Origin of the sequence: Thiohalocapsa halophila (assembly GCF_016583825.1) — a bacterium.
Taxonomy (GTDB): domain Bacteria; phylum Pseudomonadota; class Gammaproteobacteria; order Chromatiales; family Chromatiaceae; genus Thiohalocapsa; species Thiohalocapsa halophila.
Genome location: NZ_NRRV01000096.1, coordinates 1 through 12833, shown reverse-complemented (window position 1 = coordinate 12833; position 12833 = coordinate 1). Strand labels below are relative to the sequence as shown.

Below are 12833 nucleotides of genomic sequence, written 5' to 3'. Positions count from 1 at the left end.
TACGGGGTACGGGGTACGGAGTACGTAGTGCGTAGTGCGCGGTGCGGGGTGCGGGGTGCGGGGTGCGGCGTCGATCATAAGTCCGACCGTGGATCTGGCTCTGGCTCCCACGCTCGGGCGTGGGAGCTGGGGCGGACGCTTCGCGTCCCCTCGGGCGAAATCCCGCTGCCCGGCGTCCAGACGTATCGAGTGCGGCACGGAATACCGACAGGCCAGCGGTGCGTGACCCGTTTTCCTGCAGTCTTGGGACATCCGCAGGCGCGCTTGGCGACGAGCCTGTTCTTGGGTATACACTAGCTAGTCAGGTGACTAGTCTTATCGGAGGGCGTGATGACCAGCTGGCCCGTCCAAGACGCCAAGGCACGTTTCAGCGAACTGCTGGACACCTGCGTTCGCGAGGGACCGCAAATGGTGACCCGACGGGGCGCCGAGACCGCGGTGCTCGTACCCGTCGAACAATGGCGGGGGCTGACGCAGTCCGCTCGCCCGACATTGAAGGAGCTTCTGCTGCAACGCAGCGGCACGGGCGAGATGCATGTGCCGCCGCGCGGCGAGGCCCGCCGTCGAACGCCGCCCGAGCTCGACTGAGCCGTCGTGTACCTACTCGACACCAATGTTGTCTCCGAGCTGCGCCGTGCTCGCCCCCATGGCGCCGTGCTGGCATGGTTGCGTTCCGTCGATGATGCCGAGCTGCGCCTCTCCGTAGTCACCATCGGCGAGATCCAGGCCGGGATCGAGCAGACCCGGGATCAAGACCCGGAACGCGCGAACGAGCTCACCACCTGACTGGATTTGGTTTGGAACCCAGCGGAACCCTCCGGCTCGCGCGGCCTTAGCGCTGCCGTCAAGGTGGTGCAGTCCACCACCGGTGCTTATGCCGGGGCGGAGCCGGTGCCGACGCCATCGCGCACCAGCGCCAGCATCTCGTCGTAGTCGAGGCGGGCGCTGTCGTCGGTGCCTTCGAGCAGGGCGTCGGCGAGGTCGCGCTTGGCGGCGTGCAGCTTCAGGATGCGCTGCTCGATGGTGTCCTTCGCCACCAGGCGGTAGATGGTCACCGAGCGCTGCTGGCCGATGCGGTGGGCGCGGTCGGAGGCCTGATCCTCGACGGCCGGGTTCCACCAGGGGTCCATGTGGATCACGTAGTCGGCGGCGGTCAGGTTCAGGCCGGCGCCCCCGGCGCGCAGGCTGATCAGGAACAGCTCGCCGTCGCCGGCCTGGAAGGCGTCCACGGCGGCGCGGCGCTTGGGCTCAGGGGTCGAGCCGTCGAGGTACTGGTAGCGGATGCCGCGGGCGTCCAGGTGCTCGCGGATCAGGCGCAGGTGGTCGACGAACTGGCTGAACACCAGCGCCTTGTGGCGGTTCTCGCGCATCTCGTCCACCAGGTCCGCGAAGGCATCGAGCTTACTGCTGGGCAGCGGGCTGTCGGCCAAGGCCAGGCGTGGATGGCAGCAGGCGCGGCGTAGGCGCATGATCTCGGCCAGCAGCTGCATGCGCCGCTGGCCCGGGTTGGCGCTGGCCTCGGCGGCCTCGATGCGGTCCAGGGCCTCGCGGCGCACGGCCTCGTACAGGGCCAGCTCGCTGTCGCTGAGCTCGATCTCCAGCGTGATCTCGGTGCGCGGCGGCAGCTCGCTTAAGACCTCGCTCTTCAGCCGGCGGAGGATGAACGGGCGCAGCAGCCGGCGCAGCCGGGCGCGGGCGGCCTGGTCCTGGTGCTGCTCGATGGGCACCGCGAAGCGGCCGTTGAAGGCCTCCAGCGAGCCGAGCAGCCCGGGATTGATGAAGCGGAACAGGTTCCACAGCTCGCCCAGGTGATTCTCGATGGGCGTGCCGGTGGTGATCACCCGAAAGGCCCCGGCGAGCTGCATGATGGCCCGCGAGCGCTTGGTGAGCGCGTTCTTGAAGGCCTGGGCCTCGTCGGCGACGATGGTCTGCCAGTGCACGCCGGCGAGGCGCTCGGCCTCGGTCTGCAAGAGCCCGTAGCTGGCGACAATCAGATCGAAAGGCCCGGCCTCGGCCAGCATCGCGGCGCGGTCGCCGGGGCCGAAGCGCAGCGGACGCAGGGTCGGGGCGAAGCGCGCGGCCTCCTCCAGCCAGTTGCCGCAGACCGAGGTCGGCGCCAGCACCAGGGTCGGCCCGGCCGGCGCCCGCGACAGGATCAGCGCCAGGGCCTGCAGGGTCTTGCCGAGTCCCATGTCGTCCGCCAGGCAGGCGCCGGCGCCCCAGTGCGCGAGCCGGGCCAGCCAGCGGTAGCCCTCCACCTGGTAGTCGCGCAGCTGCGCTCGCAGCGTGGACGGCACCTGCGGCTCCAGCGCGCGGACTTCGCGCAGGCGCTCGAGCTGCGCGTCCCAGACCGGGGACTCGGCGACGTCCATGCCGTCCAGCAGCTCCTCGACGGCGGGTGCCGCCAGCGGATGAAAGCGCCCGCGGTCGGTGAGGGCCGCGAGCCCGTCCAGGCGCCGGCGCAGGGCCTCGCTCAGGCTCAGCACGTCGCGCTCGCCCAGGCGCACAAAGCGATTCTGGGTCTCGGCCGCCCGCGCCAGCAGCTCGCGCAGCGCCAGCACGCGGCCGTCGTCCAGGCGCAGCTCGCCGCCGATCTCGAGCCAATCCTGCCGGCGGGCGATGGCGGCGCGCAGCTGCTCCACCCGCGCCTGGGCCGTCAGCGCGATGCGCTTGCCCTTGGGCCAGTCCAGCACCACGGCGTCGCCCAGCTCCTGCAGCTGCTCCAGCGCGCTTAGGGCGGTCTCCGGGTCGTCGAGCTGCCAGTGGCCGGAGTCGACGCCGGCCGGGTCGCCGCCGGACAGGGCCGGACACTGGGCCAGCAGGTCCTGCACGGCCTCGCGCTCGGCCTTCAGCCGGCGGGTGCAGCGCACCGGGCGGCCGTCGATCTCGGTGAGCAGGGTTGCGCTGCCCTCGCCGGGGCGCAGCTGCGGGCCGGCGTCGCCGAAGGGGTGCACGAACAGCTCCAGGCCGAGGCCCTCGTCCAGCGGGGTCAGATGCAGGTGCGGGCGCGGATCGGCAGCGACTCGCTCGGCGGCGTCGTCGGCGCCGCCCCCGATGTCCGAATGCACGGTGAGCATCGGCGCGATGGTGGCCAGGCTCGCCACCAACCGCTGCTCGGCGCCCTTGGGTACCTGCAGGCCGTCGTAGCCGAGGATCGAGGCGATCTGCCGGTGCGAGGCATCGAATGCCACCAGCCGCATGCGCCGCGCCGACTCGCGCACCGGCACCACGCCGAGACCCTCCCTCGGGAAGGGCTCGATGCGCACCAGGATGTCGCGGCGGCGCCGCGACACCGTCAGCGTCGGACCGCTGCGGATCAGCTCCACCGGCGCCTCGTCGCCCGGGTCGGCGAGCAGCAGCGGATGGCCCACCGCGGCGATCAGCGCCCGGTCCGGGTCCAGCACATAGAGCCACTGCCCGCTCCTGCCCCAGGGGCCGCGCATCTGCTCGCGCACGATGCAGCCGCAGATGGCCCGATCCTGCGGCGACAAATGCGGCATCTGCTGGGCCTCTTCGGCCAGGCGCTGCAAGGACACGGCGCGGCCCCGGGTCCAGCCGCCGGACTTGGTGCGCTTCTGCTCCCGCGGCTCCAGGGTCGCATACTCGCCCTTCAGCACCAGGAGCCAGATCAGGCGCAGGCTGTGCTCGGCGCCGTCGTCGCCGCCGGCGCTGTCCGGGGCGAGCCGCTCCAGGGCCTCCAGCGCCAGCTCCCAGCTCGGCTTCGGCTGCAGCAGATCGGTCAGCGGCTTGCAGTCGGCCGTGGTCGGGTCCGAGCTCGGCAGCTTGCCCTGGTAGCCGCGGGCCTGAAGCAGCGCGACGGCCTCGGCCGCATACCAGCGCTCGCCCGCCTCGGCGGCGGCGCGGGCATGCCGGGCCAGTGCCGGCAGCGCATCCTTGTTTACCGGCTCGCCGAGCCAGTACAGCGCCAGGGCCTGGAACAAGAGCGGCAGCGGACCCTTCGGACCGAGAATGAAGTGCAGTGCATAGCCGTCCGCCGGCTTGGCCTGACCGGACAGCACCGCGGCCAGGTCGCCGACGATGCGGAAGACGTATTCGAGCCAGTCGGCGACGTGGGCGCGCAGGCAGGTGGCGACCTGCTGCTGGACCCGGGTCAGGTCGTCCGGCTTGCCGCGCCGCAGCAGGAGCAGCAGGTACAGGACGCCGGGCAGTCCCGGCAAGTACAGCTTGCGCTTGCCGGTGCGCTTGCGCTCGGCCTTGTAGGCGGCGTCGAAATGGGCGATGGCCGCGTCATAGTCGCCGCGCAGCACGCCGAGCCAGCCGGCCAGGGTCTCGGCCTCGCCCTCGGTACGCTCGGCCAGCAGCGGGTCCAGCTCGGCGGCCGGCATGCGCAGCAGATCCAGCGCCGCGTCCGGATGACTCCGCAAGGCGCGGTCGATGAGATCGCGGGCGTCGCTCATGGGCCGAGCCCAGGCAGCACGAAGCCGAGCCGCGCCAGCCCCTTGCGGAAGGCTGCGAGCTTCTTCTCCGGCACGCAGAGCAGGCGCTCGCCGGCGCGGCTGCAATGGGCGGACGTGGCGGGATCATCGGCCAGGAGCCCGGCCAGGGCGGCGTCGCGGCACTGGATCAGCCGCGCCGGGCCGAGGTCGGTGACGGCCGTCGCGCGCTGGTCGATGCCATCGAGCAGCTCGCCGAGCTCCGGCGGTGCAGTGCCGTCCAGCGCGGTCGTAAGAAACTCACGGTTGCGGGCGCGCTCCTCGGCGTCGCTGCCGCGGGCGAGCAGGGCCTCGGCGTCGAGCTGCCAGCGCTCGGCCGAGACCCGGGTCGCGATCTGCTCCAGCTGCAGCTGCTCGGCGGGCTCGGCCGGGCGCAGCAGCGCGAGGCTCAGGTCCGGCCCGACCCGGAACAGCGGTGCGCGCGCCAGCGGCGCCGGCGCATAACTGTCGACCAGGCCCAGGCAATAGGCGCCCAGCGGGGTCAGGCGCAGATAGCGCAGGCCGTCGTAGCGGCTCAAGTATTCCAGCTCGTCGGTGCCCCAGTGGCCGTGGTAGTCCGGACGTGCGTCATGGGGCAGCGTGTAGGCGACATCCACGAGGCCCAGCGTGGCCAGGTACTCGAACAGATAGGCCAGCGTATAGCGCCCCTCCAGGATCTCGAAGTCGCTGCCGTCGTAGCCGAGGGTGCCGTAGTTGGCGTCGGTCAGATAGAGCTTCCACAGATTGCCGGCGACCTCGAAGCGGAAGCCGTCGATTTTCATCAGCCGGAACAGGTCGTCTACGGACAACCACTGACCCACCGGGCAGCACACGTGCAGCGCGTTCTCGATCACCAGCCGCCGATCCACCGGCGCCGTGAGCCGTACGCCCCTGGCGGTCTGCCCCTTGATCATCTCCACGCGCCGCAGCTCGTCTGGGGCACCCTTCTTCCGCCAGCGGGTGTAGAGATCTGCGACGACCTCGTGGACGGGCTGGGCCAGGGCCTTCTTGCCCTTGGGCGTCAGGGCCAGCCTGCTGCCGTCGATCTTCGCAAGCCCGCCGGTCTGAAGCAGCAGGGGCCAGGCGTGGGCGCGGATCGGGAACAGCGGCACGCCCGCCCAGCGCGGGGTGTCGGCGTTGCGGTCGGCGCTGTACCAGTCGCCGCCCTGCAGCACCGCCTCGATCCGGCGCGCGCCGGCGGCGCTGACGATGCCGGTCTTGGCGCCCACTGCGACCCCTCCCCGGGCGACCAGATGCAGCACCGCGGGCAAGTCGTGGTGCACCATCGGCTCGGTGTCGCGGCGCTCCAGAGGCTCTGGCTTGTCGTCGTCCTCGTCCGCGCCGATCGCGGCCGGCAGTTGCTCGTCGTCGAGGAGCGGGATGTCCAACGGCGGCGGCGCAGGCAGCAACGGTGCGAGCCGCGCGGCGAGGTCGTCCGGAACCCTGTTGTCGTACAGCAGCACCTCCAGCGCGCTCGGCGGCTCCGGCTGTCGCGGAAAGCGATAGGGGTCGCGCGTGAAGAAGCTCGGAAGCTTGCCGTACTTGGCGTCGAACGCGACCGGGCGGAAGCGCCCGTCCCAGTGGTGCACGGCCTCGGCGACGGCGTTGCGCTCCGGCTCCGAGAGCCGGGCGACGATGTCGGCGAGGGCATCGGAGAGCAGACAGCCGCTGATCGCGGCTACCATATCGGCCTTGCGCTGGGGGCGTTTGCCCACCGGGAGCTGCGCGATGCGCATACTCAGTGCATGTGCCGTCAGGGATTCGAGGGTGTCTTGGAGCGTCATGGTGCGATAGGGGTCGAGCGTGGCTGCGTGCCCAGCGGTGCGTCCCTTAGCGGGCTGGAGGCCACGCGCTCTGCGGACGTGGATCGGGGAGTGGGACCGGATGCGCGGCCGCGCACGCTGGCCTTTACGGCGGCGCCTGCGGAGGCGCGGCCATCAGGATGGCACGATTCGGCATCGGCGGAGAACCGCCGACGCACTGCGGGCGACGGCCGCTGCCAATGCGTCGGGCGATGACGTTCTGCCGGCTTCCGAGCGCTGCTCGGGAACCTCGCCGGCTCGGGCCGCGTTCCCAAGCAGAGCTTGGGAACGAGTGGACGAGTGGGAACGAGTGGGACGAGTGGGCCGAGTCGGACGGTTGGGATTGGGCTTGCTCCGGCGGGACTCGGGGTCCTCTGGGGTCCTCTGGGGCCGCGGGCTTCCAACCGGCGGCGTTGCGGCGGTTGGATGAAACGTCGCCCGCGGCGTTGTTGGCGCAAGCCGCGGGAAAGCTGCGGCCCGGCGCGGCAGACCTCAGACCGACAAGCCCTGCGCAAGGTTGGAATGGAAGATGGCCTTGTGGACGTCGCCCAGGCTCAGCATGCCCACCAGCTTGCTGCCCTCGGCGACGGGGATGCGCCGGAAGTTGTGGCGGACCATGATGGTCGCGGCCCGCAGCACGTGCATCTCGGGGTCCACGGTGACCGGATTGGGCGTCATCAGGTCCGCGACCTTCAGGCCGAGGATCTCCTTGTAACGGGCCATCTCTTTGTCATAGTCCACCGAGTGCATGCCCTCGGCCATCAGGCTCTCCAGCTTCGGGAACAGGCTGTGCAGCAGATCCCGCTCGGCAATGACGCCCACCAAGGCATCGCCCGCATCGATCACCGGCAGCCCTTGGTAGCGATACAGCGTCATCAGCGACGCCACTTCCAGGATCTTGGTGTCCGGCGTGACCGTGCGCACGGACGTGTTCATCGCGTCTCTGACGTGCATTGGCGGGGCCTCCTCAGTCTCGTGGTCTGTCTTTTTAGCTGCTCAGTATAGCCGCTGCGGGGCGCGCCGAGATTGCGCCCCCACCCCGCGCCCGGCCACCCGCCGACCACACCGGCGCCCAACCTTTTCCCAACCTCCGTCGGCTAGTGTCCGCCCGGTCCGTGCCGGGAGACCCTGAACGCCGGCACACGCGAATGGCCCATGCCCTGATCCCGCAACAAGACACAGCCGAGCCAGGCGGAGGAGACTTCCGATGATCTATGCCAGCCCCAACACCGACGGCGCCGTGGTCAGCTTCAGCGAGCGCTACGACAACTTCATCGGCGGCGACTGGGTGCCCCCGGTGGACGGCGCCTATTTCGACAACGTCTCGCCGGTGAACGGCAAGCCCTTCTGCCAAGTGGCGCGCTCCGGGGCCGCGGACATCGAGCGGGCGCTGGATGCGGCGCATGCCGCCAAGGATGCCTGGGGCCGTACTTCCGTCGCAGACCGGGCCAACACCCTGCTCAAGGTCGCCGACCGCATCGAGGCCAACATCGAGAAGCTCGCGGTGGCCGAGACCTGGGACAACGGCAAGGCCGTGCGCGAGACCCTGAACGCCGACCTGCCGCTGGTGGTGGACCACTTCCGCTACTTCGCGGGCTGCATCCGCGCCCAGGAGGGCAGCATCGGCGAGATCGACGAGCACACGGTGGCCTACCACTTCCACGAGCCCCTCGGCGTGGTCGGCCAGATCATCCCCTGGAACTTCCCGCTGCTGATGGCGGCCTGGAAGCTCGCCCCGGCGCTGGCCGCCGGCAACTGCGTGGTGCTCAAGCCCGCCGAGCAGACGCCGGCGTCGATTATGCTGATGATGGACCTAATCGGCGACCTGCTGCCGGCGGGCGTGCTCAACGTCGTCAATGGCTACGGCCAGGAGGCGGGCAAGGCGCTCGCCACCAGCCCGCGCATCGCCAAGATCGCCTTCACCGGCTCCACCCCGGTGGGCGCCCAGATCATGCAATACGCCGCCGAGAACATCATTCCCTCCACCGTGGAGCTGGGCGGCAAGTCCCCGAACGTCTACTTCGCCGACGTGCTGGAGCAGGAACCGGAGTTCATCAGCAAATGCGTCGAGGGCGCCGTGCTTGCCTTCTTCAACCAGGGGGAGGTCTGCACCTGCCCGTCCCGGCTGCTGGTGCAGGAATCCGGTTATGATCAATTCATCGACCTGGTGATCCAGCGCGCCATGCAGATCAAGCGCGGCAACCCGCTGGATACCGACGTCATGGTGGGCGCCCAGGCCTCCCAGGAGCAGTACGACAAGATCCTGAGCTACATCCGCATCGGCCAGGAGGAAGGGGCCCAGGTGCTGCTCGGCGGCGACATCGAGTCCGTGGACCCGGATCTCAGCGCGGGCTTCTACATCCAGCCGACCCTGCTCAAGGGCACCAACGACATGCGCGTCTTCCAGGAGGAGATCTTCGGCCCCGTGGTCTCCGTGACCACCTTCAAAGACGAGGCGGACGCCCTGGCCATCGCCAACGACACGGACTTCGGCCTGGGTGCCGGCCTCTGGACCCGGGACATGAACCTCGCCTACCGCATGGGCCGCGGCATCCAGGCCGGCCGCGTCTGGACCAACTGCTACCATCACTATCCGGCGCATGCGGCCTTCGGCGGCTACAAGAAGTCCGGCGTCGGCCGCGAGACCCACAAGATGATGCTCGATCACTACCAGCAGACCAAGAACATGCTGGTGAGCTATGACGTGAGCCCGCTCGGGTTCTTCTGATCGGCCCGAGCCGCCGGCTGCGCCCGCCCGGGCGCGGCATACGCCGATGGGCCGCCGACAACGGCGGCCCCGCATCCCGCCGACGCCCCCTGCGCCATGCCTGCGACCTCGCCCTCGGCGCTGCGCCAGCCCCTGCTGGCACTCGGGCCGCGCTTCTACGAGCCCGTTGCGCCCAAGCCCCTGACCAACCCCGAGCTCATCGCCTGTGACGGCGATGCGGCGGCGCTGATCGGGCTCGATCCCGAGGCCTGCGGCGCCGGCGACTGGCTGGCGCTCTTCAGCGCAGAGCGCCTGCCGGCGGGCTGCCGCCCGCTGGCCCTGGACTACGCCGGGCATCAGTTCGGGCGCTTCAATCCCTTCCTCGGCGACGGCCGGGTGCTGGTGCTCGGCGGCCTCGACACCGACCAGGGCTGGCTGGAGCTGAGCCTCAAGGGCGCCGGACGCACCCCTTATGCCCGCGAGGCGGACGGCCGCGCCGGGCTCACCGAGTGCCTGCACGAGCTGGCCATCAGCCGCCGGCTCGCGGGCTTGGGCATCCCGACGGCGCGCTGCCTGTGCGTGATTGCCGGCGACGAGCAGGTTGACCGCCGGGGCTTCGAGCGCGCGGCCATTCTGGTGCGACTCGCCCCGAGCCACCTGCGCTTCGGCAGCTTCGAGAACTGCTACTTCAAGCGCGATACCGAGGGGCTGCGGGTGCTGGCGGATTACCTGATCGAGCACCACTACAGCGGGCGCGTCCCAGACGATAGCGACCGCCATGCGGCCCTGCTGCAGGCCATGGTGACGGATACCGCGGACCTCGTCGCCCACTGGCAGGCGGCGGGCTTCGTCCACGGCATGATGAACACGGACAACCAGTCCGCGGTGGGCATCACGCTGGACCTGGGCGCCGCGGCCTTCGTGCCGGAGGACTGCGACAGCAGCCGGCGCGACGCCTTCGTCGCCAGCCCCGTGGACGAGAAGGGCCGCTATGCCTTCGGCGAGCAGCCGACGCTCGGCCTCTGGAACTGCAATGTGCTGGCCAGGGCGCTGTCGCCCATCATCCCGGCGGAGGCCCTGCGGGCGGCGCTGCGGATCTACGAGCCGCGGTATCTCGAGCAATTCGAGGCGCGGTGCAGCGCTGGCCGGCGATGAGCGCTCGGCGCCGCTCGCCGAGTCGGCTCGGGCTCGCAACACCGGCGGGATACCGGGCAAATATCGACCGCTGCCGGGCTCGCAGGTGCCTGGACGTCGGTCGGGTCGACGTGAGGAGGCCCGACAATCCGGCGGTGTCGGCAATGGCGGTGTCGGGCTTCGTGCCTCAGCCCGACCTACGGCGAATCCTTGCCCAATCTCCGTGAGCTGTTACGAAATGCCGCCGTCGTCTGCCAGCTCGGTCAGCCGCTCGCGGACCATCTCGCTGCCCGCGGTGCTGCGGCTGATGGCGCCGATGAGCGCGGCAGGGTCGTCGCAGGACTCCAGCGCCCGACCCATCACCGCATCGATGCAGTGCCGCCACTCCTCCAGGGCCGGCGACGCCGAGCGCGCCAGCAGCGGCCCGGCGTAGAGGCCGATGGCCTCGGCGGCCTGCTGCCGGCGCAGCGCCTGCCAGATCTCGATGAAATCCGCCCACACCGACAGGCTCAACCGGTAGGGCCGGGAGCCCACCTGCCCGTCCAGCGCCGCGCGCAGCTGCGAGAGCTCGGCCTTGAGGGTCGAGCGCGAGACGGGCGCGTCACCGTAGAGCGCCGCATGGAGTCCATCCAGGCTCAGGCCCGCCGGATTCAGCGCCAGCAGGCAGAGGATCTCCACCTGCCGCAGCGGCAACGCCAGGGGCCTGCCGCGGAACTGCACCCGCGGCTGCCCCAGGGCCCAGAGCTCCAGCTCCGCCCGCGACGCCTCCGGCGGCAGCGCAGCGGCGATGGACCTGGCCAGGTCGGACACCGCCGCCTGCCCCAGCGGCGTATGCCGGTCCCAGGTGGTGGAGAGGTCCAGCAGGCCGAGGCAGGCGCCGGTCCGAGGATGCAGCACGGGCGCCGCGTAGCAGACCCAATCGTGCACGAAGGGCTGGAAGTGCTCGGACGAGAACACCGTCACCGGGCGGCGCAGCCGCAGGCCGAGACCCACGGCGTTGGTGCCGACGGCGGCTTCGTCCCAGCGCCCGCCGTGGACGAAATTCACGGCATCCGCGGGCTTGACCATATGCCCGCCGGCATAGGTCCAGAGCAGCCGCCCGCAGGGGCCGGCCACCGCCGCCACCAGGGAGCCCTCCCGGGCCAGGGCCTCCAGCTGCGGGCGCTGCGCGTCCAGCGCCTGGCGCAGCGGCGACGCCTGCCAGAGCTCCCGCGCCAGGGCGGCGTCCTCCACCGGCGCCTTGGGCGGATTGCGGCTGAGATAGCGGGCACTGCGCCGCCAGGACGCCAGAATCTCGGGGGCCGGTGCCGCGGCCTGCGCACCGCCGGGCTCCATGAACGCCTGCCAATCGCGGTCGGCTTCGCGGCGGCGCTGCGACAGCGCAGCGCCGTTGACGTGGTGGGCTTGCAATGTCCTCCTCCCGACCACCGGTCCGCGATGCATCGCGGTCCCGGCGGCCGTGGTGCGGCCGTTGGTCGGCCTGTTGTTGCCCGGCCCATGGATGGGCCGCATGCGGACCTCTGGCGGGTCCTCGTGCCGGGAGCGCGTGGCCTGGCTGGTCTTCGGACGATGGACATAAGGCCCGCTCGCCGCACCGCGCTTGTGGACTGAGACTAGGCAGCACGGGGGCAAGGGTCAAGGATGCAGTTGTGTGCAGCGCAGGCGCGTATCCGCAGCAGGCGAGCTACACACCCACACGGACATCGGGCACAGCAGGAGCGCCGCGGCGGGTCGCGGAGAGTTGCGGGCACAAAAATGCCGCTCAGGGAGCGGCTTCTATGTCGTCACGCTGCGATCCAAAGTCGCGGCATAACCGAGCGCCACCTATTCACCCGCCCCAGAAAAAGCGAGGCTACCCGCATGCCCGACCTGCATCCGCAATTCCTGACCGACGCCGACGGCAAGCCCCTGTCCGTCTTGCTCCCCATCGCCGAGTACACGGCCCTGATCGAGCGCATCGAAGACTTGGAAGACCTGGACGACGCCCGCAGGGCGCTGGACCGGATCGAGCGCGGCGAGGAGGACACCATCCCGTGGGAAGCGGTCAAGGCCGAACATGGCCTATAGCATCGTCTTCACCAAGGCCGCAAAGCGCCAATTCGACAAGCTCCCCAAGCCGGCCCAACGCCGGCTCGGCAACGCAATCGAGTCGCTTGCAGCCGATCCGCGCCCTGCCGGTGTAGTCAAGCTCTCCGGCGAGGATCGCATCTACCGCGTCCGCAGCGGCGACTACCGCGCCATCTATCAGGTTGAAGACAACCGTCTGCTGATCCTGGTGGTCAAGGTCGGACACAGGAGCAAGATCTGATGATCCACATGCGCGCTGTTCTCCTGCTGATGTCCTCGGCTGCGCGAGCGTACAGGAGACCGCGGCGGATGATGTTCCCGAAACGAGTTTCGGGAAACGGCACCGCCGCGCGCACCGGGCGCGACCTTTGGCGGTTAGCCGGCGCCCTACCTACAACAGCTTGCTGATCGGCAAAGCCAAGCAACTTCGAGAGTGGTAGCCACGGCGTAGCCAGGAACGGCGCGAACGATCAGCCAGAGGCCTTAACGCAAAAAAAGCCGCTCGTAAGCGGCTGATTTGGTATGGTTTTCTGGTGGCTACGGGTGGACTCGAACCACCGACATCGGCATTATGAGTGCCGCGCTCTAACCAACTGAGCTACGTAGCCGGAAAGCCGGTAAGCATATCCCGCGGCCAGTATCCGGTCAAGACTCCGATCGCAGCCGCGAGCCAGCCCCCAGCCCCCAGCC

10 protein-coding genes and 1 tRNA gene are annotated in these 12833 nt (G+C 70.1%); 6 read left to right on the top strand and 5 right to left on the bottom strand.

Annotated features, from left to right (window positions below):
• The first annotated feature begins 330 nt into the window (after window positions 1-330).
• On the top strand, window positions 331-588 hold the full coding sequence (locus CKO31_RS23500) for a type II toxin-antitoxin system Phd/YefM family antitoxin (protein WP_200242407.1): 258 nt from the start codon (window positions 331-333) through the stop codon (window positions 586-588).
• 6 nt (window positions 589-594) lie between these two features.
• Entirely contained in the window at window positions 595-786 is a 192-nt protein-coding gene (locus CKO31_RS23495; protein WP_200242405.1) for a PIN domain-containing protein, read from the top strand.
• Between the two features lie 86 nt (window positions 787-872).
• Here CKO31_RS23495 and CKO31_RS23490 read toward each other — a convergent pair whose 3' ends face one another.
• From CKO31_RS23490 to CKO31_RS23480, 3 genes are all read right to left on the bottom strand, one after another.
• Complete coding sequence (locus CKO31_RS23490) at window positions 873-4418, bottom strand: DEAD/DEAH box helicase (protein WP_200242404.1); 3546 nt, start codon at window positions 4416-4418, stop codon at window positions 873-875.
• Entirely contained in the window at window positions 4415-6217 is a 1803-nt protein-coding gene (locus CKO31_RS23485; protein ID WP_200242402.1) for a hypothetical protein, read from the bottom strand. Before CKO31_RS23485 ends, CKO31_RS23490 begins: the two co-directional genes overlap by 4 nt.
• A gap of 510 nt (window positions 6218-6727) precedes the next feature.
• Complete coding sequence (locus tag CKO31_RS23480) at window positions 6728-7189, bottom strand: CBS domain-containing protein (protein WP_200242400.1); 462 nt, start codon at window positions 7187-7189, stop codon at window positions 6728-6730.
• Window positions 7190-7442: 253 nt separating this feature from the next.
• Between CKO31_RS23480 and exaC the strand changes: the two genes are divergently transcribed.
• Complete coding sequence (gene exaC / locus CKO31_RS23475; protein ID WP_200242397.1) at window positions 7443-8963, top strand: acetaldehyde dehydrogenase ExaC; 1521 nt, start codon at window positions 7443-7445, stop codon at window positions 8961-8963.
• Window positions 8964-9059: 96 nt separating this feature from the next.
• Complete coding sequence (locus tag CKO31_RS23470) at window positions 9060-10097, top strand: protein adenylyltransferase SelO family protein (protein WP_200242395.1); 1038 nt, start codon at window positions 9060-9062, stop codon at window positions 10095-10097.
• Window positions 10098-10307: 210 nt separating this feature from the next.
• Here CKO31_RS23470 and CKO31_RS23465 read toward each other — a convergent pair whose 3' ends face one another.
• Window positions 10308-11486, bottom strand: a complete 1179-nt coding sequence (locus tag CKO31_RS23465) for a sigma-54-dependent transcriptional regulator family protein (RefSeq protein WP_200242393.1) — start codon at window positions 11484-11486, stop codon at window positions 10308-10310.
• Between the two features lie 450 nt (window positions 11487-11936).
• On the opposite strand from CKO31_RS23465, the gene CKO31_RS23460 reads away from it, so the two are divergent.
• Entirely contained in the window at window positions 11937-12143 is a 207-nt protein-coding gene (locus CKO31_RS23460; RefSeq protein WP_200242391.1) for a RelB antitoxin-like protein, read from the top strand.
• Entirely contained in the window at window positions 12133-12384 is a 252-nt protein-coding gene (locus CKO31_RS23455; protein WP_200242389.1) for a type II toxin-antitoxin system RelE family toxin, read from the top strand. The genes CKO31_RS23460 and CKO31_RS23455 overlap by 11 nt, the downstream gene beginning before the upstream one ends.
• A gap of 290 nt (window positions 12385-12674) precedes the next feature.
• Here the strand turns inward: CKO31_RS23455 and CKO31_RS23450 are convergent.
• Window positions 12675-12751, bottom strand: a tRNA-Met gene (locus tag CKO31_RS23450).
• Between the last annotated feature and the right edge of the window lie 82 nt (window positions 12752-12833).

Bases quoted from the DNA above. Each gene is read 5' to 3' on its own strand.
- CKO31_RS23500 (WP_200242407.1), top strand. From the start codon at position 331: ATGACCAGCTGGCCCGTCCAAGACGCCAAGGCACGTTTCAGCGAACTG.
- CKO31_RS23490 (WP_200242404.1), bottom strand. From the start codon at position 4,418: ATGAGCGACGCCCGCGATCTCATCGACCGCGCCTTGCGGAGTCATCCG.
- CKO31_RS23485 (WP_200242402.1), bottom strand. From the start codon at position 6,217: ATGACGCTCCAAGACACCCTCGAATCCCTGACGGCACATGCACTGAGT.
- CKO31_RS23480 (WP_200242400.1), bottom strand. From the start codon at position 7,189: ATGCACGTCAGAGACGCGATGAACACGTCCGTGCGCACGGTCACGCCG.
- exaC (WP_200242397.1), top strand. From the start codon at position 7,443: ATGATCTATGCCAGCCCCAACACCGACGGCGCCGTGGTCAGCTTCAGC.
- CKO31_RS23470 (WP_200242395.1), top strand. From the start codon at position 9,060: ATGCCTGCGACCTCGCCCTCGGCGCTGCGCCAGCCCCTGCTGGCACTC.
- CKO31_RS23460 (WP_200242391.1), top strand. From the start codon at position 11,937: ATGCCCGACCTGCATCCGCAATTCCTGACCGACGCCGACGGCAAGCCC.
- CKO31_RS23455 (WP_200242389.1), top strand. From the start codon at position 12,133: ATGGCCTATAGCATCGTCTTCACCAAGGCCGCAAAGCGCCAATTCGAC.